Origin of the sequence: Gracilibacillus thailandensis (assembly GCF_010994055.1) — a bacterium.
GTDB classification, from domain to species: domain Bacteria; phylum Bacillota; class Bacilli; order Bacillales; family Amphibacillaceae; genus Gracilibacillus; species Gracilibacillus lacisalsi.
In genome coordinates this window covers 42,719-69,373 of record NZ_WJID01000007.1, presented here as the reverse complement: position 1 = coordinate 69,373, position 26,655 = coordinate 42,719, and the positions used below count along the sequence as shown (strand labels likewise).

Here is a 26,655-nt window from a genome sequence, read left to right as displayed (position 1 = left end):
TGAGGTGGGAACATGCGGGTATTGGTACAAAAATTTGGTGGTACGTCTGTTAAAAATAAAGAATCCAGAGAATACGCGATTCGCCATATAAAAGAGGCGTTAGCTGAAGGCTATAAGGTAGTTGTAGTTGTTTCAGCAATGGGTCGTTACCCTGAACCTTACTCAACAGATGCACTATTATCATTAATCGATGGAAATCATTCTATGTTAAGTAATAAGGAGAAAGATTTATTATTGTCTTGTGGAGAAACAATTTCTGCGACAGTTTTTTCGCATGATTTACTGGAACATCAAATTGATGCTATTGCAATGACTGGTGGAGAAGCTGGTATTATTACGACAAGTAACTTTTCCAATGCACAAATTAAAACAGTAGATACCAAACATTTATACGATGTTTTAAGTAACCATCAAGTAGTAGTTGTAGCTGGATTTCAAGGAAAAACGGAAAATAATGAAATAACAACCATTGGCAGGGGTGGGAGTGATACCTCTGCCACTGCATTGGCAGCAGCTTTACAAGCGGAATATGTAGATATATTTACGGATGTGAATGGCATTATGACAGCAGATCCACGGGTTGTTACCAAAGCACAAAAATTAGATACTATTTCCTATACAGAAATATGTAATTTAGCGTATCAAGGAGCAAAAGTAATCCATCCTCGTGCGGTAGAAATTGCGATGCAAGCAAATGTTCCGATTAGAGTGCGTGCTACTAAACTGAATGATAAAGGAACACTTATTACCAATATTCCTGAAACTGATTATTCGGAGAGTATACATGATCGTTTGGCTACAGGGATTGCATATGTTAATCAGATTACTCAGATAAAAATTCAAGAGGTGAAAGAACCTCAACAAATACACGTGAAAGTCTTTAAAGCGATGGCTGAGGCGGGTATTTCTGTTGATTTTATCAATATATCACCAAATGGTGTAATATATACGATATTTGAACGAGACGAAGATTTAGCGAAGCAAGTTTTAGAGTCATTAGAGCTTGAACCGATTTTTACGAAAGATTGTGCAAAGATTTCATTAGTTGGAGCAGGTATGTCAGGAGTGCCTGGAGTTACATCAAAAATCGTACAGACGTTAACTAATAAAAATATTCCGATTTTACAATCAGCAGATAGTCATCGAACTATATGGGTCTTAATTCAAAATGTTCATTTAGAAACAGCACTTAATGCATTACATGAAGCTTTTCGATTAGAAAAATAAAAAATTGTAATTTTCTATTGATGAAATCGTATATTCATGGCATAATTATGTTCGCCATTTTTCGATATAAGATGTTGTTCAAAAAGTCACCAAATGATAAGCGGTGAATCTCTTCGTTAGTTTGTTTCTCCGTTGCTCACGTATTAAATGCATACGTTCAGCTACTCGAAACTGCGCCGCCTCGACCTTCTTGCCTTTTAATTTGGCAACTTTTTGAACACGCACTTTAGAGCGTATTGTAAAATAAAACCACTAAATGAAGCAAAATTATACTAATCAATGTTTAGCATTTGCAAATCAGGTGAAGGAGATTGGAAAGGAGATGGTGACATTATGGATTTCGGAAGACTGTTAACTGCAATGGTGACACCTTTTGATGAAAATAATCGTATCGATTTAAATATAACGACACAATTGATCGAACATTTGATTGCTACGGGATCAGATGGACTTGTTGTAGCAGGTACAACAGGTGAATCTCCAACATTAAGTCATGAAGAAAAGATCACTTTATTTAAACACGTCGTGAAAGTGGTGGCTGGTCGAGTACCTATTATTGCTGGGACTGGAAGTAATAATACACAAGAGTCGATCGAACTAACCAAAGAAGCAGAACAAATAGGGATTGATGGTGCTCTAGTTGTAACCCCGTATTATAATAAACCCAATCAAGAAGGGTTATACCAGCACTATGCTGCAATCGCTAAAGAGACCAAATTACCAATTATGTTGTACAATATTCCTTCAAGAGCAGTCGTGCGCTTGAATGTAGAAACAGTTGTTGCTTTGTCCCAAATCGATAATATTGTGGCGGTTAAAGATTCTACTGGTGATCTGGACGGAATTGCTTCTATATTAGAACAAACAGAGGATGGCTTTTCTGTATATAGTGGTGATGATTCATTAACCCTCCCAATCCAATCTATTGGTGGTTCAGGGATTGTTTCCGTTTCTTCCCATATTATTGGTAAAGAAATGAAAGAAATGATTGAATTATTCGAACAAGGTAAAGTGAAAGAAGCAAGTCGACTTCATCGTAAGTTACTTCCGATCATGCGTGCATTATTTATGGCACCTTCTCCTTCACCAGTCAAGTCTGCCTTGAACTACCAACAAATCAATGTAGGTTCTGTACGTTTACCATTAGTACCGTTATCGCCATTTGAGGAACAAAACTTATTTAGAGTAATTGAATCATTTCAATAATGGTTAGAACCTGTTTCCATCACGATGAAACAGGTTCTTTTCAACTGCAAAAAATGAATCAAATACATAAACTATAAAACAACGTAACCATAGCATATACCGAACTGAGTGCGGACATTTGTTCCGTTATTGGCAAAAGTATCGTTTTTCGGTTGCCTGCGGACATCTATTCCGCTATTCACCAAAAATAGTGTTAATTGAAGTCGAAATGAAGCAAATAAGGGATTAAATGTCTGCCAATACCGAAAGTTGGTTATTATTCCGACCAATAACGCACTAAATGTCCGTTCACGAATTATTTTTCAAGGTTGCAATCAATAGGTTTCGAATCGAAAAATTTTTTCCAGAACAGTTAAGGGTACAGAATGAAATAAGCTAGGTGGTTCATACTAATTACTACTATGATGAAAAGGGGTAATTAGGTATGAAACAACAAAAACAAGAAACAAAAGAAAAAGAATCGCAATCATCATCACTTGTTGAAAAGATTCAACAGTTAGGACAATCCACCATACCGAATGCACCAGACTCTAATATTCATGTGTTATCCATCATCGGTCAAGTGGAAGGGCATGTTCAATTACCGCCACAAAATAAAACAACCAAATATGAACATCTCATCCCACAGATAGTTGCAATCGAACAAAACCCGAAAATAGAAGGGCTAGTTGTGGTATTAAACACAGTCGGTGGTGATGTCGAAGCAGGTCTTGCTTTATCAGAAATGATTTCATCACTATCTAAACCAACTGTTTCTGTTGTGTTAGGTGGAGGTCACTCCATTGGTGTTCCGATCGCTGTATCAACCGATTATTCTTTCATCGCTCCATCAGCAACAATGACGATTCATCCTATTCGTCTTACAGGGCTTGTGATTGGTGTACCACAAACATTTGAATATATTGATAAGATGCAAGAACGAGTCCTTCAATTTGTAACTAGTCATTCCAATATTAAGGAAGACAAATTAAAAGAATTAATGTTCGAAAAAGGAAATTTAACAAGGGATATTGGTACAAATGTAGTCGGAGAAGATGCTGTGAAGTACGGTTTAATTAATGAAGTTGGCGGTATTAGTGGAGCAATGTCAAAACTTAATGAGTTAATTGAAGGGAAAAAGGATTCTCAGGAGTTGATCCAATGATATTATATACACCGCTTAGTTATGAGGATATTCATTATTCCGAACAAGATTACCAGCAATATGAAATAATTAGCTTCCAAAGCAAACCATGTTGTATCCAAAGGTTAGAGAACGGTGATATGCGAATTGTTCAATTAATATCTACAGATCCAAATGATTATTTAGCGGAACATTTCTCACCGGGAACGATTATTCCGAGTCATGAAAATCTTCAATAGAATATTCGTTCTATTTTTGATTCTATGCTATAATAGAAATCAGAAATAGAGCCTAATTAGACACCCTTGCTTACGAACAGCAAGGGTATTTCATACATATTAAAAGGGACTTGAGGAGTGTTTATATGGCAAAAAGAAAAAAAAGAAGAAAAAAACAACCCTTAAAAAATAATATAAAAAAAGAATTGCTCGGTTTATTATTAGTGTTTTTAGCTATTTTCGGTAGTGGAGCTACTTTGATAAGCGATGGAGCCGTTTCATCATTATTGGAAAATATCTTTAGGTTTTTCTTCGGAAATTGGTATTTCCTTGTATCACTTTTTTTATTAATTGTTGGGGTATTTCTGATGGTGAAACGAAAGTGGCCAAAGTTATCAACCCGCAAATGGATAGGTACGTACTTAGTTTTGGCAGGTCTTTTGTTGCTTACTCATATTCTTACGTTTCAAGAAGCGTTTAGTCGTACAACTGATTATCCTTCGATTATAGGTCAAAGTTTTACATTTTTCACAGATTATATTCAAGGCGACCGAGATACCTTTTTTCTAGGTGGAGGAATGATTGCTGCAATCATGTTTGCGATTAGTTACTTTCTTTTTTCTTTTTCTGGCGCAATGATTGTTTCTGCTTTTCTCATGTTAATAGGGATAATTGTGTTTAGCAATCTATCAATCGGGGATGTATTTTCAAAGGCTTTTCATAAATTACAAGAGAAGCTAGAACACAGTAAACAACGATTGGTAGAATGGAAGGAGAAAAGGCAAGAAAAAGAACAGAAAGAAAATAATGATACGTTACTTGAAAGTGACAAGGATGAAAGTGAACTACCAGCTATTGCATACGCAAATGAAGATCTAGAGATGACAGAGCAGGCAAATAATGAAGAAGTGATAGAGACAATAGATACAGATGAATTAGAAGTTAACGAAGAGGTTAAAGAAGACAATTGGAATACACCTGAGCCAGAGCAACTACCGACAACAGTATTTGAGAACGAGGATTATCAATTACCAACAATGAACATACTAGAGCTTCCTAAAAACTTTGGTAAACAACAAGAAAAAACATATATACAACGAGTTGTTCGCAAATTAGAAAAAACCTTTCAAAGCTTCGGTGTAAAAGCACGAGTTACCAAAGTACATGTTGGTCCATCGGTAACAAAATATGAAGTATACCCAGAAGCAGGTGTGAAAGTTAGTAAAATTGTTAACCTACATGATGATTTGGCACTTGCTTTAGCAGCTAAGGATATTCGTATTGAAGCACCTATTCCAGGGAAATCCGCTGTAGGAATAGAGGTGCCGAATGAAGAGACAGCTATGGTTACATTACGTGAAGTGCTAGAATCTAAAAAGAATCACATTCAGAATAAGCTGGCATTTGCTCTAGGTAAAGATATTGCTGGTGAATCTGTGATTGCAGAATTAAATAAAATGCCACACCTATTGGTTGCGGGGGCAACAGGAAGTGGTAAAAGTGTTTGTATTAACGGTATTATTACAAGCGTGCTAATGAGAGCTAAACCACACGAAGTAAAAATGATGATGATTGACCCTAAAAAGGTTGAATTAAATGTCTACAATGGCATCCCGCATTTACTGACTCCTGTGGTAACAGATCCTAAAAAAGCTTCAAGAGCACTAAAGAAAGTCGTAGCCGAAATGGAAAGACGTTACGATCTGTTCTCAGAAACTGGTACACGAAATATAGAAGGGTATAATGAATATATTAAGCGACATAATGCAGCAGAAGAGGATCAACAACCTCAACTTCCTTATATTGTCGTCATTGTTGATGAGTTGGCTGATTTAATGATGGTTGCATCGAATGAAGTGGAAGATGCTATTACAAGGCTTGCTCAAATGGCCAGAGCAGCTGGAATTCATTTGATTATTGCAACGCAACGTCCGTCTGTTGATGTCATTACCGGAGTTATCAAGGCGAATATTCCGTCACGTATAGCATTTAGTGTTTCATCACAAACTGACTCCAGAACCATTCTGGATTCTGGTGGAGCTGAGAAATTGCTAGGACGTGGGGATATGCTTTTTATCCCAGTTGGTTTATCCAAACCAGTCCGTATCCAAGGTGCCTTCTTATCTGATGAAGAAGTCGAGCGTGTTGTGGATCATTGTGTTGAGCAACAAAAGGCACAATATCAGGAAGAGATGATTCCAGAAGAAGAAACAGAAGTGGTCCAAGAGGTAGATGATGACCTCTTTGATGATGCGGTACAGTTAGTGCTGGAAATGCAAAGTGCCAGTGTTTCCATGCTACAAAGGCGTTTTCGGATTGGTTACACACGTGCAGCTCGATTAATAGATGCTATGGAGGATAGAGGAATTGTAGGCCCATACGAAGGTTCAAAACCTCGAACAGTTTTACAAAGTCAGGCATCAGATGACATGACAGCAAATTCGTCATCCTAGTACTAAAAATGCAAAAGAGACAAAATATTCTTTATTATTCGATCTAAAAGTGTTATATTTGTTTGTAATAAAAACAATGGATATAGATTGGTTGGGGGAAGCTATGTTATCTAATTTAAATAATGGATCTACCATTTCTGCGGTACATTATATAAAAAATTTAATAGAGGACGGGCATTATAAAGAAAAAGAAAAATTACCTACTGAGTATGAATTGGCAAAAAGCTTAGGTGTAACACGTAAAGAAATTCAAGATGCCATTACAATTCTAGAGGAAGAAAATATTTTGATTCAAAGACCAGGTGTAGGTGTTTTCGTACACGCAAAACCGATTCTATCTTCTGGTATTGAGCAGCTAGGTAGTGTTACCGAAATGATACAAAAGTCAGGAAAAAAGCCTGGTGTACAATATATATCTGCAGAAATTACAGAACCAACTGATGAAGATAAGCGGCGCTTTGACCCATTGGAAATTGAAAAATTTGCCCAGCTAGAACGAGTACGTACAGCAGATGGTGATCCAGTAGTTTATTGTATAGATAGAGTAGATCAACGTATTATGCCATTAGAATTAATTCACAGTCAGGAATCTATATTTCAAGCTTTAAAAACATATGGCAAAAAAGAAATAGATTATGCTGTAGCTTATATTGAACCAATCGGTTATCATGAAAGAATTTCGCCTATTTTAAATTGTGAACCGGATCAGGCGCTGTTATTATTACGACAAATGCATTATACAAAAGAAAACGAACCAGTCTTATATTCAGCTAACTTTTTTAGAGCGGATGTATTTAGTTTTTACGTCTTAAGAAAAAGATTATAAAGTGAGCCTTCTCTAGAAAAGTAAGAAGTCCAATAAGCAAGCTTAAAAACCCGTTTAAACTTAACAAGACGGGTTTTTAAGCTTTTCAAATAGTTTGAAATGCGATCATTTGTTTAAAATACTTTGGAGACAACTTCCCTATTTAGCATAATATTTGGATTTTTTTGATAGAATATAGAAGACAACAAAAATAAAATTCAAAGGAGTAGAGTTATGGCTGAAACTTTAGAGCGAATCATCCCAAGAGAAGGGTATGATTTACATCTTATACATACAAAGAAATTTAAAACGATTCACTTATCATTAAAGTTTACGTCAAATTTAACAAGAGATAATATTACGAAAAGAGCGTTACTTCCTTATATTTTACAACAAGGTACAGAGAATTATCCTACCGCTATACAATTACGACAACACCTGGATGAATTATATGGTACCGTATTAGCGGTTGACAGTAGTAAAAAAGGGGAGAATCATATCTTTACGATTCGGTTAGAATTGCCGAATGAGCAATATATTGCTGGTTCGCAGGATTTATTAGATAAAGGAATTGCTTTTCTTCGGGAAATTATTTATCAACCAAAATTAGTGAACCAAGCATTTGATCCTAAAATTGTTGCTCGTGAAAAAGAAACATTACGCAGCAAGATAGAATCATTAAAAGAAGATAAAATGAGTTTTGCGAATACACGGATGATAGAGGAAATGTGTAAAGAAGAGGCATATCGTTTACGTGTGCATGGTTATGAAGAAGATTTGGATGAGATTACAGCAGAAGATCTTTATTCTTATTATCAGCAAATTTTGAATCATGATCACCTTGATGTTTTTGCAGTTGGTGATATTGATGGCTTAGATGTTGAGGAAAAAATTACAGCACTCGTAGAAGAGCGACAACAGCAACCAATCGAAAAAGCGATGAGAGTAACAAAAGATAGTGAACAAACACTGATAGAAGAAGATGATATCAAGCAAGCTAAATTACATTTTGGTTATCGCACAAATATTACGTTTAATGATGAAGATTATCCAGCATTACATGTTTTTAATGGTTTGTTTGGCGGATTTCCAAGTTCTAAATTATTTATGAATGTGAGGGAAAAGCATAGCTTAGCTTATTATGCAGCATCCCGAATTGAAAGTCATAAAGGATTAATGTTTGTCTTTAGTGGAATTGCGCCTGAACAGTATGAAAAAGCTAAAACGATCATATTGGAACAAATGGAGCAAATGCGTAATGGTGAGTTTAGTGATGATCAACTAAGCGAAACGAAAGAAATGACTGTTAATCAGTTACGGGAAACATTAGATAACCCCCAAGGGATGATCGAATTACATTATCAAAGTGTATTGGCAAAATCATCGATCACACCAGAACAATTGTTACAAAAAGTAAACACTGTTACGAAAGAACAAGTAATTAATGTTGCAAATAAAATTAAGCTTGATACGATATATTTGTTGACGAGTAAGGAGGCGGAACAAAGTGAAGCATAAACATTATCAGCAAATTGAAGAAAATATATATGCAGAAACACTTTCAAATGGTTTACGCGTTTTTATTTTACCGAAGCAGGAAATGGCAAAAACGTTTGCTATTTTTACAACTAATTACGGTTCGATTGACCAAAGCTTTGTTCCTTTAAATGAACAGGATTTACAGACCGTTCCTGATGGAATTGCTCATTTTTTAGAGCATAAATTATTTGAAAAAGAAGATCGTGACGTATTTCAGGATTTTTCAAAACTTGGTGCCTCCGCAAATGCATTTACTTCTTTTACTAAAACAGCTTATTTATTCTCGGCAACATCAAAGGTTCGAGAGAGTTTACAAACACTTGTAGATTTTGTACAGGACCCTTATTTTTCTGAACAATCTGTTGAAAAAGAGAAAGGGATTATCGCCCAAGAAATACGTATGTATGATGATCAACCAGATTGGCGAGCATTTTTCGGAACGATTAAAAGTCTCTATCACCATCATCCCGTGCAAATTGATATCGCTGGGACAGTGGAATCGATTCATAACATTACAAAAAATGATTTATATACGTGTTATCACACCTTTTATCATCCTAATAATATGGTATTGTGTATTGCTGGAAATGTCGATCCAGAAGAAACAATGGCTTTTATAAAGGATAACCAAGCCAAAAAAGCCTTTGAAGCACCACAACCGATCACTAGAAAATTTCCAGATGAACCAAAGGAAGTCGCGGAAAAGGAATTAACGATCACCATGCCAGTTTCTGTTCCGAAAGCCTTGGTAGGAATAAAAGAAAATGTTATTCCAGAAGATCCAAAAGAATTTATGGAAAAAGAATGGTTAATGGATATCGTATTAGATCACTTATTCTCTAAAAGTGGTGTAGCATATGAACGGTTATATGAAGAAGGGCTAATTGATCAATCATTTAGTAGTGAGTCGCATTTAGAACGTAATTTTGGTTTTAGTATTATAGGTGGAAATACCAAAGATCCAGAAAAATTAGCACAAAGGATAAAACAAGAGTTGTTAAATCTCCAATCCACTTCCATGGATCATCAAAGTTTCGAGCGGATAAAACGCAAGAAAATTGGCCAACTATTACGTGCAATGAATTCATTGGAATTCATTGCTAATCAATACACGCATTATCAATTATTAGGGATTGACTTCTTTGACAGTATCGATTGGTTGGAAAAGCTAACACATGCTGATATGCTGGATTTCACTCGAGATTGGATTAAAGAAGAACAACTTTCTACTTGTTTTGTCAAAGCGGATGAATAGAGGATAACAATGGAGAAGAGAACGATCATTACTGGTGCAAGTGGGGAAATTGGAATGGCGGTTGCCAACCAATTAGCAAATCAAGGCCATTCGCTTTTTTTGCATTATAACCGAAACAAAACAGCAATAGAGCAACTACTGGAGCAAATACCGAGAGATCAAATATTGGATGTGATTCAATCAGATTTAGCCACGAGTGAAGGCTTAGCTCAATTTACCAAACAAGTACCGCATGATATGGATCATCTAGTTTATACGAGCGGAAAGGCTTATTATGGCTTATTTCAAGATATGGATGAACATGATATGGATGAAATGCTCCAATTACATGTGAAATCTCCTTGGAAAATAACACAGGCATTAATTCCTGCTATGGTACGTAATAAATTTGGACGGATTATCTTGATTTCTTCGATATGGGGGGAAATTGGTGCGAGCTGTGAGGTAGCCTATTCCACCGTGAAAGGCGCTCAAAATGCTTTTATCAAATCCTTAGCCAAAGAGTTAGGTCCAAGTAATGTTTATGTAAATGGTGTTAGTCCTGGTTTTATTGATACCAAAATGAATCAAGCTTTGAGCGCGGAAGAAAAACAAAAGTTGATTCAAGACATTCCCTTACAAAGAGCAGGCAAACCAGAGGATGTTGCAGATGCTGTACAATTTCTGTGCAGTAACCAATCTAAGTATATACAAGGTGAACTCATTCGAGTTAACGGTGCATGGGGATGATTATTGATTATCATCGTGCTAAAACTTCTCTATGACCGATACTTCAAGTACGGAGAACCACGTGATAATTTAGTTTATAATCAAAACCCATTGATGATAGTTCACTTTATCTTCCTATTGTTAGTATGCATATTTTAATCAAAATATCGAAAGATACTAATGTATGCTGATAAAGGAGGAATGAACATGTCTGTAATTGACAACTTTGAGTCATGGAAGGATTTTTTAGGAGATCGATTGCATGATGCACAAAATAATGGTATAAGTAATCAAGCAATTTCAGAGCTTGCCTATGATATTGGTAACTATTTATCAACAGAAGTGCAAGCTAAAAACGATCAAGAGAAAATGTTACGTGACTTGTGGAATGCAGCAGATGAGAGAGAACAGCATGCCATTGCAAATATTATGGTAAAGCTTGTTCAAAACGAAGGTACGAAATAACGTAGAATGATACCCTATAAAGCATATTTATATGTTTTATAGGGTTTTTAACTTCGTGGTCGCGTCTTTCTTTATTAAAATTTCTTTAATTTGTAAGATTTCATGTATATTATCACTTTTCAATCGTTTTATTTTAAGATATGATTAAGATATGTTGTTTAAAATGAAACATATTAGAGTAAATAAACGTCAACTATTATAGAGTACGTTATCATATACAATTCGATTAATATAGATTAATGATTGATGGATGGTGTTAAGATGGGAATCGGAGAAAGACTAAAAGAAGAACGTGAAAGTAAAAATATGTCACTAGATGATGTTCAAAATCTTACCAAAATACAAGTAAGATATTTGGATGCGATAGAACAGGAACGATTTAATGTTATGCCTGGTTCTTTTTATGTACGGGCTTTTATTAAGGAATATGCAACAGTACTTGGCTTAAATCCGGATGAATTAATGGAAGAGTACAAAAGCGACTTACCTTTTGAGAAAGAGGAAAGTATAGCACTTTCTCGAGTGAAGAGCAGTAAAAAAAATAAACCAACAACTAAAACACCAACGATTTTTTCGTTATTACCAAGTGTAATTGTGGTATTATTGATCATTGGTATTGTCGTATTGGTTTGGTTATTTAGACAAGGTTTTTTTGCCGGAGATGAAGGAGATCCGACACCGGCAGATAATGATGATAATACGGCGGGAGAGTCCGTGCAATTACCGCCAGCTCAAGGCACGTCTCCAAGTGAAGAAGAGGATAGTGAAGACAGTGAATCCTCAGGCGAAGAACAAGTAGAAGAAGAGGAGCCTGAAGAGCCAGAGCAGGAAACTGAGATATCCTTGGATAACTATGAAAATAACGAGTCTTACTATAACTTGACAACAACTGAAGAGAATGTCAATTTAGTGATCACTACTGAAAATAGAAATTGGCTTGAAATAGAAGATGAATCAGGTAACAGTCTATATGAAAAAACGTTTAGTACTGATGAAAGCCCATTAGAACTTGATGTTTCAGATGTTGAAGAGTTATATTTAAGGTTTGGGGAACCACAATCGATCAATATTGAATTGAATGGTGAAGAACTTGAGTTATCTGACGAAATACAAGCATCCCAAATTCAAAGAGCTTGGATTACGATTGAAAAACAATAAACACTATTTCATAACCCTCTTTTGATTGATAAAGAGGGTTATGTTTTCAGAAAATAAAACAATGTACATAAATCATAAAATAAGAAGTAACGCGAATTACCAGATTCTGGATTGAGCGGACATTTGATCCGTTATTTGTGACAAAAGTGGGATCTTTAGACTGTTTGCGGACATCTATTCCGCTATTCAGCATAAATAACGTAAATTTTGGGTAAAAAGACTTGAATAAGGGATTAAATGTCCGCTCAATACTAGTTCGCAGTTGTAACCTGTTCCGATCAGTGATGAGCTGAATCTGCCGGGTTTAGTTTTTTTTCTAAAAATGAAGGAGTGTTAAGTAATGAATATACCTAATCGAATAACTTTATCTCGCATTATGCTGATACCTTTTTTTATTTTATTATTATCTTATCCATTTGATTGGGGAGTATGGCAGGTTGCTGACGAGTCTATCCCTGTTGCCCATTTAGTTGCTGTCATTATATTTGCGGTAGCATCAGCAACGGATTGGCTAGATGGATATTATGCTCGGAAATATCAGTTAGTGACAAACCTCGGGAAATTTCTTGATCCAATGGCAGATAAGTTATTAGTCTCTGCCGCATTTATATTGTTAGTTGCTTGGGACATGGCTCCTGCTTGGGTAGTGATTATTATAATTAGTCGTGAATTTGCAGTTACAGGGTTACGACTTGTGGCTGCAGGCGAAGGAATTGTACTTGCTGCTGGTCAACTGGGCAAATTAAAAACGGTTCTGCAAATAGCTGCGATCATTTTCTTGTTGCTCCATAATGTACCATTTTCTGCACTTGGATTACCAATCGATACTATTTTGTTATATGCCGCTTTAATCATTACGATTGTTTCAGGAGTAGAATACTTTGTGAAAAATTGGCATGTAATGGGAGAATCTAAATAATGACAGAAGTAAAAGCAGAACTTATTTCAGTAGGTACAGAGCTATTGTTAGGACAAATTGTCAATACAAATGCAGCCTGGATCTCAGAACAATTAGCGGATAAGGGAATCTCTGTTTATTATCATTCAGCAGTAGGTGATAATTTTAATCGCTTAGCCGACGTTTTTCGTGAAGCAGGAAAAAGATCTGATCTTGTTTTTATAACAGGAGGTCTAGGTCCGACAGAAGATGATCTGACAAGAGAGGCATTTCAACATATATCAGGTGTAGAAATCATAGAAGATCAAGATACATTAAATAAAATGGAAGCTTTCTTTGCCAAAAACAATCGTATGATGACACCGAATAATCGTAAGCAAGCGCATGTGTTTAAAGGTTCCAAGGTGTTGCATAATTCTGTCGGAATCGCACCAGGAATCATCGTAGACTATAATCATACACTTTGGGTGTTTATGCCAGGTGTTCCACGGGAAATGAAAGCAATTATGACAGAAGGAGTATTACCCTTTCTAACTGATACATTAGCTTTAAATACAGTGATCAGATCTCGCATGTTACACTTTATTGGGATTGGCGAATCACAATTAGAATATGAGCTTAGAGATTTAATATCGAGTCAAACTAATCCTACGATTGCTCCTTTAGCATCTGAAGGAGAAGTAGCTTTACGACTTACTGCTAAGGCGGAAAATAATCAAGAGGCAGAGCAACTGATTGATCAGATAGAAATAAAGATAAAAGAACAAGTCGGACAATATCTTTATGGTTATGACAATATTGGTATCGAAAAGAAAGTATTTGAACTATTGAAGCAAAAACAGTTGACGATTGCTAGTGCTGAAAGCTTGACGGGAGGAGCGTTTGCCTCTAAAGTAGTGGACCAAGGTGGAGCATCAGCAATATTTAATGGTGCAGCTGTTGTATATCAACCTTTTTCCAAGATTTCGGCATTAAAGATGAGTGAGGAGCTTATTACAGCTTATGGAACCGTTAGTGAACAGTGTGCCGAAGCTATGGCGTTACACGTAAAGAAAGTCTATCAGTCAAAAATTGGTATTAGTTTCACTGGAGTAGCAGGACCGGAAGAATTGGAAAATCAGCCTGTTGGCACCGTTTATATCTCTATATGTGATGCAAGTGATCAGCACTACACGGAAAAATTTCAATTTAATGGTGACCGTCAGGCAATTCGAAATCGGGCAGTTAAAAAAGCATTTGAATTGTTATTTTATCATCTTAAACCATGAAAATATTTATTAACATAAACAGAAAAGCATTTTTTCTAGAGGGTTAAAGAAAGGAAAAATGCTTTTCATCTGGCGTTTTATCGATAATCGTTTTTATTGTTATGAAAATAATGGGAACATTTATTCGTTTTTCACTTGTGAAACGAGCCAAAAGATTGTAAGATAGTAATAGTGATATGAAGGAGGAATTAATGTGAGTGATAGAAAGCAAGCCTTAGATATGGCGTTAAAACAAATTGAAAAGCAGTTCGGTAAAGGCTCCATTATGAAGCTTGGTGAACAGGCAGAACAAAAAGTAGCAACCGTTTCAAGTGGATCCATTGCAGTAGACGTTGCATTAGGTGTTGGTGGTTATCCACGTGGACGTGTAGTTGAAATATATGGACCAGAATCGTCTGGTAAAACAACAGTATCTCTTCATGCGATTGCTGAAGCACAACGAGCAGGTGGACAAGCTGCATTTATCGATGCGGAGCATGCACTGGACCCGGTATATGCAAGAAAATTAGGTGTTAATGTGGATGAGCTGTTGTTATCTCAACCTGATACTGGTGAACAAGCTTTGGAAATCGCTGAAGCACTTGTTCGTAGTGGTGCCGTTGATATTATTGTTATTGACTCTGTAGCTGCCTTAGTACCAAAAGCGGAGATCGAAGGGGAAATGGGTGATGCTCACGTCGGTTTACAAGCACGTTTGATGTCACAAGCGTTACGTAAATTATCAGGTGCAATCAATAAATCCAAGACAACGGCTATATTTATCAACCAAATCCGTGAAAAAGTCGGTGTGATGTTCGGTAATCCGGAAACAACTCCTGGTGGTAGAGCATTGAAGTTCTATTCTTCCGTTCGATTGGAAGTAAGACGTGCAGAAACGTTAAAAGTAGGAAATGATATGGTTGGTAACAAAACACGTATTAAAGTCGTGAAAAATAAAGTAGCACCGCCATTCAAACAAGCTGAGGTTGACATTATGTATGGCGAAGGTATATCTCGCGAAGGGGAAATACTAGATATAGGATCTGACTTGGATATCGTGATGAAAAGTGGTGCCTGGTACTCTTATAACGATGAAAGACTTGGCCAAGGGCGTGAAAATGCTAAACAATTCTTAAAAGAAAATCCTGCTGTAGCAGAGGAAATCTATCGCTCTATTCGAGCTCACTATGATATAGAAGATGGTAACGAAGAAGAAGAGCTTCAAGAAAGTTTACTAGAGGAATAAAGAAAAACTCTGTAGTCTGTAAATAGACTACAGAGTTTTTCTTCTTTTAAAACCATAGGTATCACAATTTTTTAGATTCCAATGACATATTTTAGTGCTTTCATGAAATAATATTCTAGGTTTCTACCTCTGACATAGGTTGTAGAGTAGTACTTAACGTAGGCCGTCACTTCCACACCTGTGGGAATCATTTGGCCTGAAAATCCATGTTTTCGAGGGGTTTTTGCTCAAAAAAGTTAGCTAAAGGACAAAACCCTCGAAAGGGAAGTGGGCAGCCGAAGTGGTGGTCAAGCTGTTCAAATATTTCAAAATGGATGCTAGAGAAATGGTAAACCTTTAGCTTTTTAGTCATCTCGAAGGAAGAGAAATAAGAGATGTTAGTTTTATTTTCCAGTGACAAATGAATAAGATTATAGATTCGGGTAAATATTCCTAATTTCACTTATCTGTGCAAAAACTTTACAATCCTTGACATCTAAGTAATAGAAGATTAAAATTAACATGTATAATTCATATATTATTATACATTTAAATTTCCAAAAATGTATTATTGTACATGCCGACTTAAAAAAATTGTACAAGTTTATAGCAAGAGGAGGTGAAAGTATGGATACTGTAGCGATCATCATCTCCATTTTGCTTACATTTGTCGGTATTGTTGTTGGTTATCTGATTAGAAAGAAAATTGCAGAGAAGAAAATTTCGAGTGCAGAAGAATTAGCAAAACAAATTGTGGAAGAGGGCTATAAAAACGCTGAAGTTGCGAAGAAAGAAGCATTACTAGAAGCGAAGGACGAAAACCATAAAATTCGTCAACAAGCAGATGAAGAGCTTAGAGAACGTCGAGCAGAAATTCAAAAGCTTGAAAGTCGTCTCATGCAAAAGGAAGAAAACCTCAATCGTAAGGATCAAACTTTAGACAAGCGTGAGTTATTGTTAGAAAAGAAAGAAGGTTCGCTTACAGAAAAACAACAACAAATTGAAGAAATGGAAAGCAAAGTTGGAGCAATGTTAAGCGAGCAACAAGCAGAATTAGAACGGATATCAGGCTATACCACGGATCAAGCAAAACAAATTATTTTGCAACGTGTGGAAGAAGAAGTTACTCATGAATCAGCAATGATAATTAAAGAGGCAGAAAATCGCGCGAAAGAAGAAGCAGATAAAAAAGCGAAAGATATCTTATCTCTCGCACTACAACGATGTGCGGCTGATCATGTTGCAGAAACGACTGTTTCCGTTGTCAATCTTCCGAATGATGAGATGAAAGGTCGAATTATTGGGCGAGAAGGGCGCAATATTCGAACTTTAGAAACACTAACAGGTATTGATCTAATAATTGACGATACACCAGAGGCAGTAATTCTATCTGGTTTTGATCCAATTCGTCGAGAGATTGCTCGAATTGCATTAGAGAAATTAGTGCAGGATGGGCGAATTCACCCCGCCAGAATTGAAGAGATGGTGGATAAATCAAGACGTGAAGTCGATGAATATATTCGTGAATATGGAGAACAGACAACCTTTGAAATAGGAGTTCATGGTCTTCATCCTGATTTAGTGAAGATATTAGGGCGATTGAAATATCGAACGAGCTATGGACAAAATGTTTTAAAACACTCAACGGAAGTAGCTTATTTATCCGGTCTATTAGCTGCTGAGCTCGGAGAAGATCAAACACTAGCTAGACGTGCCGGTTTATTACATGACATTGGAAAAGCAATCGATCATGAAGTGGAAGGCAGCCACGTAGAAATCGGTAAAGAACTAGCAACGAAATACAAGGAAAATGATGTCGTTATTAATGCAATTGCTTCACACCACGGAGACGAAGAAGCAACATCTGTTATTTCGGTAATCGTTGCTGCAGCAGATGCACTTTCAGCTGCTCGTCCAGGTGCAAGAAGTGAGACATTAGAAAATTACATTAAACGTTTAGAAAAATTAGAAGAAATTTCAGAATCATATGCAGGTGTTGAAAAATCATTTGCAATTCAGGCTGGTAGAGAAATTCGTATCATCGTCAAACCAGACGAAATTGATGATGCAGAATCTACCAAGATCGCAAGAGATATTCGTAAACGAATTGAAGATGAGTTGGATTATCCAGGTCATATAAAAGTAACCGTAATCCGAGAAACTCGTTCAGTAGAATACGCGAAATAGAGAGGCTTTCATAGTCTCTCTATTTTTATGTTTATTATGGAACTATACATCTCAAGAGATCGATTTCAAGGTTGAAGTAACACAAGGATAATAGACGCTTATCCCCTGATAAGCATAGCTAATGATTAGTAAGGATGAATCATAGATTCACTTTATATTGCATATTCTTTACTATATCAATCATATGAAATAAGTCTCGGCGAGGTTTTGCATCAAACTTTGACTTTTAGAAAATAATGTGCAAAACTATGGGTACTTAAAATAGAAAGGTAGACGTAGATGAAGATTTTATTTATTGGTGACATTGTAGGTTCACCAGGAAGAAATATGGTACAAGAGTATTTACCAAAATTAAAAGCAAAGTATCAACCACATGTAACGATTATTAACGGTGAAAATGCAGCAGCAGGAAAAGGCATTACCGAGAAAATTTATAAAAGCCTACTTGAGTGGGGGGCGCAAGCACTTACTATGGGCAATCATACCTGGGATAAGCGTGAAATTTTTAATTTTATTGATGATGCCACTTACATGGTTCGACCAGGTAATTTACCGCCTGATACACCCGGAAATGAAATTGTCTACATTAAATCAAATGGACAAGAGATTGCAGTTATCAATTTGCTTGGCAGAACGTTTATGCAGCCAGTTGATGATCCGTTTCGGAAAATAGATGAGTTGATTAATGAGGCAAAAAAACGTACTAATATTATTTTTGTTGACTTTCACGCAGAAGCCACAAGTGAAAAGCAAGCTTTTGGATGGTATGCTGATGGTAAAGCAAGTGTAGTTGTAGGTACACATACCCATGTACAAACGGCAGATAATCGCATATTACCTAATGGTACAGGCTATATAACTGATGTTGGGATGACTGGGCCTTATGACGAGATATTAGGAATGGAGAGAGAAGCTGTGATCAAGAAATTCCTTACTGGATTGCCTGTCCGTTTTGAGGTACCAAAATCAGGACGTGCCCAATTAAGTGGTGTATTAATCGATATCGATAATTCTACAGGAAAGGCAGTAAAAATCGATCGAATCCAAATAAATGATGATCATCCATTCTTCTCCTAAGCCTTGTCACCAGCGAAAAATTTGAAATTTCGACGACTATCCTTCATAATAAAAAGGAATATATTGCAATATCATGAATATAGTAAAAGTGGAATAACAATAGCAATTGAAGGAGGTACCAGGAATGGACATATTAAAAGTTTCAGCAAAATCAAACCCGAATTCTGTAGCAGGCGCACTTGCAAATGTATTACGTGAACGTGGTTCAGCGGAAATCCAAGCGATAGGTGCCGGTGCACTTAATCAGGCAGTGAAAGCAGTTGCAATCGCACGTGGTTTTGTTGCTCCAAGTGGAGTGGATCTCATTTGTATTCCAGCTTTTACTGATATTATGATTGATAATGAAGAGCGTACAGCTATAAAGTTAATTGTCGAGCCGAGATAATACGGAATATTAGTAACCTGTTTGTTAATAGACAAACAGGTTTTTAAATGTCTATTTTTAGTAGGGAGTGGAGCAGATGATTATCGATTGTCATTGTGATGCATTGTCTAAAATGTGGTTGCACCAAGTCGATTTTGACGATGATTCCGTTCTAGATGTAAATTATCAGAAATGGATGCAAAGTCCAGTAAAAGTGCAGTGTTTTGCTATTTATATTCCTGAACACACTCCTACAGAATCGAAATTTGCTGTGGCATTACATATGGTAGACCTTTTTTTTGAGAAAATTATTAAACCGTTTTCTAATATTCGTTTTGTTCAAACGAAGGAAGATATAGAAAGCCTGAAACCAAATGAAAAAGGTGCGATGCTAACCTTAGAAGGACTAGATTGTATTGGGGCGGATCTGTACAAACTAAGAATACTTCTTCAGCTAGGCGTGAAGATGATTGGTATGTCCTGGAATCATGCAAATCTAGCTGTAGACGGGATAGAAGAGCCAAGAGGTAGTGGGATTAGTTCGCTAGGGAGAAAAGTTATTGAGTTGGCTAATCAACATAAGATATGGATCGATCTCGCACATATTTCGGAGCAAGGATTTGATGAAGCAGTAGAACTTAGTGACCATTTGATAGTCTCTCATGCAAACAGTCGATCTGTTTGTGCACATTCTCGTAATCTAACGGAACAACAAGTACGTAAAATCACTAATCACAACGGGTTAATAGGTGTTACTTTCGTCCAATATTTTGTAACAGTCAATCATCGTGCTACTATAGATGACCTTTTGCGACATATATCTTATTTTATAAGTGTTGGCGCAGAAGATCATCTCGTATTTGGGTCTGATTTCGATGGAACAGACCAATTTGTAGAAAATCTGTCTTCTATCAATCAGTATCACTGCTTACAAGCTGCAATGAAACGAAAATTTCCTGCGTCCATTGTAGAAAAAATTAGTTATCAAAATTTTATCAACCATTTTCCAGAATAATTGCTAAAATATCAATTAATTCGCTTTGTATTTACACGGTTTTTCCCCTATAATAGATGAAGTAGTTTGTTAAGATTGATTAGGGGTAAGAAAGGAGATAAATAGCATGAACGAAAAACAACGATTAGAAAGTCAACAAATTAACCAAAAGAGTTCGGCGGACGTAAAATCCGATGCGAACGATAATTTAGATCGTTTAAAAAACATGTCAAGCGATGAGTTAATTTCGAGATATTTCCAAACAACTTATGAACCACCAAACATGCGTAAAGCAAAGAAACGATTGAAAAAAGATGTAGATATTCATTATGATTTTGACATTCCATTAGAGATGAGAGCGATTGGTAAAGGGAAAAAATTCCTTATCCGAACATATGGATGTCAAATGAATGAGCATGATACCGAAGTGATGGCTGGTATTCTTACCCAAATGGGGTACACTCCAACAGAAAATACGAATGATGCAGATATTATTTTATTAAATACTTGTGCAATCCGTGAGAATGCAGAGAATAAAGTATTTGGTGAAATTGGTCACTTGAAACCACTAAAATTAGAGAATCCGGATTTAATCTTAGGTGTTTGCGGATGTATGTCCCAAGAAGAGTCAGTAGTCAACCGTATCTTGAAAAAACATCCATTTGTTGATTTGATTTTCGGTACACATAATATTCACCGTTTACCACAACTCATTAATGAAGCGATGTTCGGCAAGGAAATGGTTGTCGAGGTATGGTCTAAAGAAGGCGACATTATTGAAAACCTTCCAAAGCAACGTAAAGGTAAAATTAAGGCATGGGTTAACATTATGTATGGTTGTGATAAGTTCTGTACGTACTGTATCGTGCCATATACTCGAGGTAAAGAGCGTAGTCGTATGCCGGAGGATATTATCCAGGAGGTACGTCACCTTGCCGCTCAAGGATATAAAGAGATTACCTTATTAGGACAAAATGTCAATGCTTACGGAAAAGACTTAGAGTTTGAGTATGGTCTCGGTGATTTGATGGAAGAGATCAGCAAAATTGATATTCCGCGTGTGCGTTTTACAACTTCACACCCTCGAGACTTCGACGATCGCTTAATTGAAGTCCTTGCAAAAGGTGGTAACTTGCTAGATCATATTCACTTACCAGTACAATCAGGTAGCTCTGACATTCTCCGGGTAATGGCGCGCCGTTATACAAGAGAAAGCTACTTAGAATTGGTAAGAAAAATTAGAGAAGCCATGCCAAACGCTACATTAACTACTGATATTATTGTTGGTTTCCCTAACGAAACAGATGAACAATTTGAAGAAACAATGACGCTTGTCGAAGAAGTTGGATTTGAAAGTGCTTATACCTTTATTTATTCACCTAGAGAAGGTACACCATCTGCACGTTGGGAAGACAATATTCCAATGGAAGTGAAAAAAGAACGTCTGCAACGATTGAATGCACTAGTGAACAAGCAATCAGCAGAAGCAATGAAAAAATATCAAGGTGAAACAGTAAAAGTATTGGTAGAAGGCGAAAGTAAAAAAGATCCTGATGTCTTATCTGGGTATACTGAGCGCAATAAATTAGTAAACTTTAAAGGACCAAAATCTGTCATTGGAGAAATTGTTGAAGTGAAGATCACGAACACCAAAACATGGACTCTAGATGGAGAAATGGTTGAATCAGCAGTTGAGGTGAAATAAATGGCAAAATATACGAGACAAGAAGTGATGGAAGAAGCACATAAATTAGCTAACAAAATGGCTAACATCGAAGAAATCGATCGTTTCAAGCAATTAGAAGCTAAATTAAATGAAAATAATAAAATTCAAAGCTCGATAAAAAAAATCAAAGCCTTACAAAAACAAGCCGTTAACTTTCAAGCTTATGGTAAGCATGAAGCATTAAAACGTGTGGAAGCAGAAATCGACCGCTTGCAAGAAGAAATTGATGAAATTCCAGTTGTGCAGGAATTTAAGGAATCACAAGTTGTCATTAATGATCTTCTTCAACTTGTAACCAATACTATTGCTAGAGAGATCACAAATGAAGTGATTCGCTCCACAGGTGGAGATGTACTCGCTGGAGAAACAGGGTCTAAAAAAGGACAAAGTCATTGTTAACAATCAATAAAAGCATGATCAGCCAATAGAGTTGATCGTGCTTTTTCTGTTTTGCTGAAAGGAGATAGCCGATTTTTTCAATTCCTTCCACCTTCTCGAATACTACAATGTTCGAATTAACTAAATTATATTTTTGAACAAGTAAAGGAAATAAAGAAAATAAAAATAGAATTAATTTATCCTCTAATTACTATTTATTATGTAAAATAATGTAAGTTGTGTTAAGGTTGTTCATATCTACCGACTTAATTCAACTATGCATTCAAGGAGTGAAATAGATGAAACGTATCTCAATTTTAATAGTTGATGATGAACAGGAGATTAGAGATTTAATTGCCATCCATCTAGAAAAAGAAGGATATGATATTATCAAAGCTTCTGATGGACAAGAAGCCATTCATATTATCGAGACAACAGAAATTGATTTGCTAATTTTGGATATAATGATGCCAAAAATGGATGGATATGAAGTAACACGGCAAATACGTGGTCAACATAATATGCCTATCATATTTTTGAGTGCTAAAACATCTGATTTCGATAAGGTTCAGGGACTTGTTATCGGAGCTGATGATTATATGACTAAACCATTTTCACCTATGGAATTAGTAGCTCGTGTAAATGCTCAATTAAGACGATTCATAAAGTTAAATCAAACACAAGCAGATAATAAATTGACCTTAGAATTTGCTGGACTAGTAATTATTCCTGATCAACGAGAAGTTATGTTATACGGTGAAAACATTGAGCTAACGCCAAAAGAATTTGATATATTGTATTTATTAGCTAGTCACCCAAAGAAGGTTTATAGTGTGGATAATATTTTTCAACAGGTATGGGGACAAGCATATTTTGAAGGTGGTAATACGGTTATGGTCCATGTGAGAACTTTGCGGAAAAAACTGAAAGAAGATAAGCAAAAAAATAAATGGATTAAAACAGTTTGGGGAGTGGGGTATACTTTCAATGGTTAATAGGGTGCGCAAATTTCGTTCAAAAATGGTGTTACTTTTTGGTTTGAGTTTATTTTTTTCTGGACTGATAACATATTTTATCTTTAAAGTACTACAACTTTATTATCACACTATGGTAGATTATGGAGATCCATTATTTGAAGTTCGTTTATTCATCGGAAGGGTTGGGGACATTAATTTCTTTTTACTTTTTTTCATTCCACTTTCCGTCTTGTTTTTCTATTTCTTTACGAAACCTTATTCTGGCTATTTTAATGAGATATCAAATGGGATTCATTATCTTGCTCGTGGTGACTTTACAAATACTGTTCAAATTCAAACAAATGATGAATTTAAAGACATTGCACAGGACATTAATTTGGCAAGTAAAAAATTGCAACAAGCTATAGAAAGAGGAGATTTCTCTGAAAGTAGTAAAGATCAGTTAGTCATAAATTTAGCTCATGATTTGCGTACACCTCTTACCTCTGTATTAGGCTATATAGATTTAGTCTTAAAGGATAACAATTTGACACAAGAACAGATTCATCATTTTTTAATGATTGCCTTTACTAAATCTAAGCGTTTAGAAGGACTTATTGATGAATTATTCGAAATAACTAGACTGAACTATGGTAAGTTACCAATTAATAAAAAAGAAATTGATTTATCTGATTTACTGCATCAATTAAAGGAAGAATTGTATCCTATCTTCGAAAATAATAATTTAGTTTGTCGAACAAAATTGAGTTCGCCATTACCAATTTTAGCTGATGGGGATCTGTTAGCACGTGTCTTTGAAAACCTTCTGACGAATGCAATTCGATATGGATATGATGGTCAATATATTGATATCAATGGTTTTATTGATTCGGGGGAAGTTGTTATTCAAATCATCAATTATGGGGATAGTATTCCACCAGATGAACTTCCGTATATTTTTGCCATGTTCTATACTGGGGATAAAGCTCGCACTCATCAAGAAAATAGTACCGGCCTTGGCTTGTTCATTGCCAAAAATATTGTCGAACAGCACAATGGAATGGTCCATGTTGATAGTGATTTAATACGGACAATATTTGAAGTGCGCTTACCACAGGAAATTGTACCAGTAAATGAATAAAATCAATGTACAAATTTAAGAAAAATTTAAACTTTACCCTACTTTTTATTTAAGAAGTTTTTCCTATACTTTAATCAACTAGAAAGTAGGAGGAACTAAAAATGAAAAAGTGGCTAGTTTTATTGTTTTTTTTCGTATGCTTGGGTATCTCAATTGTTTATATCGTACCCGATCCCCAGGAAATTCCAGATGTAGAGATTAAACCATCTAATCAAAATAACGATGATCCATTAGATGGTGAATTTTCATCTGAAAATACTCTACAGGAAGAAATTACAGAAGATCAAATCAAGCGCGGTAATCTACTTTTGGTCAATAGTGAATATCCTGTAGACCAAGACAGTATAAAATCAGATATCGTTAATTTATTTACAGATAACGAGTTAACACAAGGATATGTGTTGTTAGAGTCTGAAATGTATTTATCCAAAGATGTCGCACTTAGATTTTCTAAGATGGTTGCAGCTGCCCAAGAAGACGGTGTTAATCGTTTTTTAATAAGTAGCGGTTTTCGAGAATTTGAAAAACAAAAAGCTCTTTATCAAGACAAGGGAAATGATTATGCTTTACCACCAGGACATAGTGAACATAATTTAGGTTTAGCACTTGATGTAGGTTCTACCGAAACTTCGATGTATAATGCATCAGAAGGAGAATGGATAAAAGAAAATGCTTGGAAACATGGATTTGTTTTACGTTATCCAGAAGATAAAGTGGACGTCACTGGGATCGAATATGAACCTTGGCATATTCGGTATGTAGGTTTACCACATAGCGCGATTATGAAGAAGAAGAAGTTTGTGCTAGAAGAGTACTTGGATTATCTGAAGGAGAAGCAGAAAGTTTCTATCGAGTATAAGGATGAGAAATATACTGTTACACATTATCCTTTTTCCGAAAACCTAACAATTAATATACCGCAACATAAGGAGTATGAAATTTCTGGAAATAATATGGATGGGGTAATTGTGACTGTATACGAAAATAGATAATTAAAAATTTCATGACCTTATAATGAAGTAAAGAATTGAGCAAATTGAATATTATCTGCAAACAGTTTTGTCAATAACACTGTAAATAGGCTAGCTTTAGGAAGGGTTGTAACGAATTTATAATCCCTCATTTTACATATGTACACATTCCTAGGCAACTGCATAGGATGAAGTAGGCGCTATGGCTAACATTTTTTATACGAATGAAGGCACTATAGACGAATATCTCGCATATGATGAAATTGAAATAAGAGGGAGGTTATAATTCGATGTCTTATCTAGACCAAGAATACCGAGAAATTATAACAAAAGCGGTCATTGGAAAGGGTAGAAAATTTAAGCAAGAAACGAATACTATCACACCAGCCCATCGTCCATCAAGTATTTTAGGTTGTTGGATTATCAATCATAACTATCATGCAAAATTAGTGAAAAAGGATACAGTAGAGATTAAAGGAACTTATGATGTAAATGTGTGGTATGCATACAATGATAATACAAAAACAGAAGTAGTAACAGAACGAGTAGAATATTGCGATCATGTACCGTTATCGATTCGAGATAAACAACATATTGGTGATGAGTGTGAAGTAATTGCAAAAGTCATTCAACAACCGAATTGCTTAGAATGCAGTATTGATACGAAAGGGAATAAAATTAAAGTGGATGCAGAAAGAGAATTCCTAGTAGAAGTAATCGGTGAAACAAAGATCTCTGTTAAGGTAGATCCTAAAGGTAAAGTCTATGATGATGAAGATTGGGATCTAGCAATTTCAGATGATGAATTCGATGACATTGACCCTGATTTCCTAGACGATCATGAAGAAGAATAACGTATACAGTGTGGGGAATGCTCACACTGTATTTTTTTTATAGAAAGAATAAAATCAGCGCAGGAGTCTCCGTAATTAGTCTTCGCTAGAGGAGGTGCAACAATTCTTATAAGAGGTAATAGGTTAACTTTTTACAATGGACAAGGTGAAAATCGCTATTAGTAAGGGAAAACAACCTTGTTACCTCATGCTATCGTTGTAGAGCATGATAATAGCGGAGGCCGCCCACTTTCACTCCTGTGGGAATTGTTTGGGCTGAAGATCCACTTTTTCGAGCGGGTTTTACTCGAAAAAGTTAGCTGAAGGACAAACCCCATGGAAAGGGAAGTGAGCAGCCGGAGCGGTTGTTAAGCTGTTCATATATTTCATCATTACTACCAAAGTAATAACGATCCGGCGGGGGATGCCGTTTTTTCTTATCTTACTCCCTTTCCACTTTTAAAAATAGGGAGAATGATACGGGGTGAGGTAATTTCTTAA

At 35.9% G+C, this 26,655-nt stretch carries 24 protein-coding genes; all 24 read left to right on the top strand.

The window, feature by feature from the left end; all coding sequences use genetic code 11:
- Nucleotides 1-12: 12 nt before the first annotated feature.
- The 24 genes from dapG to cotE all read left to right on the top strand — a co-directional run bounded on the left by dapG (nucleotide 13) and on the right by cotE (nucleotide 26,175).
- Nucleotides 13-1,227, top strand: coding sequence for an aspartate kinase (gene dapG / locus GH715_RS03475; RefSeq protein WP_153834248.1), 1,215 nt, complete (start codon nucleotides 13-15; stop codon nucleotides 1,225-1,227).
- Nucleotides 1,228-1,560: 333 nt separating this feature from the next.
- The gene (dapA, locus tag GH715_RS03470) at nucleotides 1,561-2,433 is read left to right on the top strand and encodes a 4-hydroxy-tetrahydrodipicolinate synthase (RefSeq protein WP_153834247.1); all 873 of its coding nucleotides are present in this window, start codon (nucleotides 1,561-1,563) and stop codon (nucleotides 2,431-2,433) included.
- Between the two features lie 424 nt (nucleotides 2,434-2,857).
- Nucleotides 2,858-3,577 (top strand): ClpP family protease, encoded by a 720-nt coding sequence (locus tag GH715_RS03465; protein WP_018932616.1) that lies wholly within the window; start codon nucleotides 2,858-2,860, stop codon nucleotides 3,575-3,577.
- On the top strand, nucleotides 3,574-3,795 hold the full coding sequence (locus GH715_RS03460; protein ID WP_153834246.1) for a YlzJ-like family protein: 222 nt from the start codon (nucleotides 3,574-3,576) through the stop codon (nucleotides 3,793-3,795). Before GH715_RS03465 ends, GH715_RS03460 begins: the two co-directional genes overlap by 4 nt.
- 125 nt (nucleotides 3,796-3,920) lie before the next feature.
- On the top strand, nucleotides 3,921-6,227 hold the full coding sequence (locus GH715_RS03455; RefSeq protein ID WP_153834245.1) for a DNA translocase FtsK: 2,307 nt from the start codon (nucleotides 3,921-3,923) through the stop codon (nucleotides 6,225-6,227).
- 103 nt (nucleotides 6,228-6,330) lie between these two features.
- Nucleotides 6,331-7,053, top strand: a complete 723-nt coding sequence (locus GH715_RS03450) for a GntR family transcriptional regulator (protein WP_153834244.1) — start codon at nucleotides 6,331-6,333, stop codon at nucleotides 7,051-7,053.
- 213 nt (nucleotides 7,054-7,266) lie between these two features.
- Entirely contained in the window at nucleotides 7,267-8,550 is a 1,284-nt protein-coding gene (yfmF, locus tag GH715_RS03445) for an EF-P 5-aminopentanol modification-associated protein YfmF (RefSeq protein ID WP_153834243.1), read from the top strand.
- Nucleotides 8,540-9,826 (top strand): EF-P 5-aminopentanol modification-associated protein YfmH, encoded by a 1,287-nt coding sequence (yfmH, locus tag GH715_RS03440; protein WP_163578431.1) that lies wholly within the window; start codon nucleotides 8,540-8,542, stop codon nucleotides 9,824-9,826. Before yfmF ends, yfmH begins: the two co-directional genes overlap by 11 nt.
- Before the next feature lie 9 nt (nucleotides 9,827-9,835).
- The gene (ymfI, locus tag GH715_RS03435; RefSeq protein ID WP_153834242.1) at nucleotides 9,836-10,555 is read left to right on the top strand and encodes an elongation factor P 5-aminopentanone reductase; all 720 of its coding nucleotides are present in this window, start codon (nucleotides 9,836-9,838) and stop codon (nucleotides 10,553-10,555) included.
- 186 nt (nucleotides 10,556-10,741) lie between these two features.
- Nucleotides 10,742-10,999 carry a DUF3243 domain-containing protein gene (locus GH715_RS03430; RefSeq protein ID WP_153834241.1) on the top strand — a complete coding sequence of 86 codons (258 nt, stop codon included), beginning with the start codon at nucleotides 10,742-10,744 and terminating at the stop codon, nucleotides 10,997-10,999.
- Between the two features lie 261 nt (nucleotides 11,000-11,260).
- Nucleotides 11,261-12,157, top strand: coding sequence for a helix-turn-helix domain-containing protein (locus GH715_RS03425; protein ID WP_153834240.1), 897 nt, complete (start codon nucleotides 11,261-11,263; stop codon nucleotides 12,155-12,157).
- A 340-nt stretch (nucleotides 12,158-12,497) separates the two neighbouring features.
- Nucleotides 12,498-13,076, top strand: coding sequence for a CDP-diacylglycerol--glycerol-3-phosphate 3-phosphatidyltransferase (gene pgsA / locus GH715_RS03420; protein ID WP_153834239.1), 579 nt, complete (start codon nucleotides 12,498-12,500; stop codon nucleotides 13,074-13,076).
- Complete coding sequence (locus GH715_RS03415; protein WP_153834238.1) at nucleotides 13,076-14,323, top strand: competence/damage-inducible protein A; 1,248 nt, start codon at nucleotides 13,076-13,078, stop codon at nucleotides 14,321-14,323. Before pgsA ends, GH715_RS03415 begins: the two co-directional genes overlap by 1 nt.
- A 193-nt stretch (nucleotides 14,324-14,516) precedes the next feature.
- Nucleotides 14,517-15,548 (top strand): recombinase RecA, encoded by a 1,032-nt coding sequence (recA, locus tag GH715_RS03410; RefSeq protein ID WP_018932605.1) that lies wholly within the window; start codon nucleotides 14,517-14,519, stop codon nucleotides 15,546-15,548.
- 606 nt (nucleotides 15,549-16,154) lie between these two features.
- Complete coding sequence (gene rny, locus GH715_RS03405; RefSeq protein ID WP_018934489.1) at nucleotides 16,155-17,714, top strand: ribonuclease Y; 1,560 nt, start codon at nucleotides 16,155-16,157, stop codon at nucleotides 17,712-17,714.
- A 279-nt stretch (nucleotides 17,715-17,993) separates the two neighbouring features.
- Nucleotides 17,994-18,791: a TIGR00282 family metallophosphoesterase gene (locus tag GH715_RS03400; protein ID WP_153834237.1), complete on the top strand. Its 798-nt coding sequence runs from the start codon at nucleotides 17,994-17,996 to the stop codon at nucleotides 18,789-18,791.
- 124 nt (nucleotides 18,792-18,915) lie between these two features.
- Nucleotides 18,916-19,176, top strand: coding sequence for a stage V sporulation protein S (locus tag GH715_RS03395; RefSeq protein WP_003468886.1), 261 nt, complete (start codon nucleotides 18,916-18,918; stop codon nucleotides 19,174-19,176).
- Between the two features lie 76 nt (nucleotides 19,177-19,252).
- Nucleotides 19,253-20,170 (top strand): dipeptidase, encoded by a 918-nt coding sequence (locus GH715_RS03390; protein ID WP_153834236.1) that lies wholly within the window; start codon nucleotides 19,253-19,255, stop codon nucleotides 20,168-20,170.
- Nucleotides 20,171-20,276: 106 nt separating this feature from the next.
- On the top strand, nucleotides 20,277-21,854 hold the full coding sequence (gene miaB / locus GH715_RS03385) for a tRNA (N6-isopentenyl adenosine(37)-C2)-methylthiotransferase MiaB (RefSeq protein WP_153834235.1): 1,578 nt from the start codon (nucleotides 20,277-20,279) through the stop codon (nucleotides 21,852-21,854).
- Nucleotides 21,855-22,274: a YlbF/YmcA family competence regulator gene (locus GH715_RS03380; protein ID WP_018934485.1), complete on the top strand. Its 420-nt coding sequence runs from the start codon at nucleotides 21,855-21,857 to the stop codon at nucleotides 22,272-22,274.
- 278 nt (nucleotides 22,275-22,552) lie between these two features.
- The gene (gene vanR / locus GH715_RS03375) at nucleotides 22,553-23,248 is read left to right on the top strand and encodes a vancomycin resistance response regulator transcription factor, VanR-F/VanR-M family (RefSeq protein ID WP_153834234.1); all 696 of its coding nucleotides are present in this window, start codon (nucleotides 22,553-22,555) and stop codon (nucleotides 23,246-23,248) included.
- Nucleotides 23,241-24,350, top strand: a complete 1,110-nt coding sequence (locus tag GH715_RS03370; protein WP_153834233.1) for a sensor histidine kinase — start codon at nucleotides 23,241-23,243, stop codon at nucleotides 24,348-24,350. The genes vanR and GH715_RS03370 overlap by 8 nt, the downstream gene beginning before the upstream one ends.
- Before the next feature lie 101 nt (nucleotides 24,351-24,451).
- Nucleotides 24,452-25,342, top strand: coding sequence for a M15 family metallopeptidase (locus tag GH715_RS03365; protein WP_153834232.1), 891 nt, complete (start codon nucleotides 24,452-24,454; stop codon nucleotides 25,340-25,342).
- A gap of 269 nt (nucleotides 25,343-25,611) precedes the next feature.
- The gene (cotE, locus tag GH715_RS03360) at nucleotides 25,612-26,175 is read left to right on the top strand and encodes an outer spore coat protein CotE (RefSeq protein ID WP_153834231.1); all 564 of its coding nucleotides are present in this window, start codon (nucleotides 25,612-25,614) and stop codon (nucleotides 26,173-26,175) included.
- Nucleotides 26,176-26,655 lie beyond the last annotated feature (480 nt).